This is a genomic window from Synechococcus sp. H55.10 (genome assembly GCF_047502715.1).
In the GTDB taxonomy this organism is placed as follows: domain Bacteria; phylum Cyanobacteriota; class Cyanobacteriia; order Thermostichales; family Thermostichaceae; genus Thermostichus.
Genome location: NZ_JANSJJ010000127.1, coordinates 1 through 808, shown reverse-complemented (window position 1 = coordinate 808; position 808 = coordinate 1). Strand labels below are relative to the sequence as shown.

General features: G+C 58.5%; 2 protein-coding genes. One reads left to right on the top strand and one right to left on the bottom strand.

Annotated elements, in window-relative coordinates; translation table 11 throughout:
• Positions 1–39 precede the first annotated feature (39 nt).
• A complete protein-coding gene (locus NW858_RS08950; RefSeq protein ID WP_414520320.1) occupies positions 40–456 on the bottom strand; it encodes a VOC family protein in 417 nt (138 codons plus the stop codon).
• 205 nt (positions 457–661) lie between these two features.
• Here NW858_RS08950 and NW858_RS08945 point away from each other — a divergent pair.
• On the top strand, positions 662–808 hold a 147-nt coding region (locus tag NW858_RS08945), incomplete at its 3' end, for a rod shape-determining protein (RefSeq protein ID WP_414520321.1).

Here is an 808-nt window from a genome sequence, read left to right as displayed (position 1 = left end):
GGTTCGAAAGAGTCTCCCCTGAGACTTAGGGGTCTTCGTTCAGTTGCTAGTGCCCGCCCAGGTCATCGCCTGCCAGAACGCCGCGGAAGGTTGGTGCAATACAATGCGATTGCCATCGGGATCCTGGAAGTCCACCTCCTGGCCGTGAAAGGCCTGCCGCAAGGGCGAAACGGGGATCTGGTGCTCCGCCAACACCGCCGCTAGGGATCCGAGGCATGCCGCCAGATCCTGCACCTGCAGGCAAAGACTTACTGCCCCCGCCTGGGCGGCAAACTCTGGATGGAGACTGCGGTAGAGGCCCAGTCGCAGGCCAGGCAGGCGAAACTCCACATACACTGGCTCTCCCTCCCTGGAGAGCTGAACTTGGGGCGGGATCCCCAAGAGGGTCTGGTAAAAGTGCAACAAACGGGGCAAATTGGGGGTGGCCAAGCTCAGCAAAGCTGCAACAATCTGCATCGCAACCGGAAAAAGGAAGCTACCCATTTTAATCCCAACTTCCGCTGATGGCCAGCCCTAACTGCGCCACTCGGAAAGGGATCCCCGTGGCGGGGGAGATTCTCTCCCAGGATTGGATTATAGTAGGTACCGAGACTTGCTGCTCTTCACGAAGTAAAAACTGGAGCAACCTACCGTGGGGCTATTCAGCCGATTTTCCCGTGACATGGGCATCGATCTGGGCACGGCCAACACCCTAGTCTATGTGGCTGGCCGCGGCATTGTCCTACAGGAGCCCTCTGTTGTCGCCATCGACCAAAACACCAAACACCCGCTGGCCGTGGGGGAAGATGCCAAAAAATTGTTGGGCCGT

Coding starts and splice junctions, on each gene's coding strand:
- NW858_RS08950 (WP_414520320.1), bottom strand. CDS start 456: ATGCAGATTGTTGCAGCTTTGCTGAGCTTGGCCACCCCCAATTTGCCC.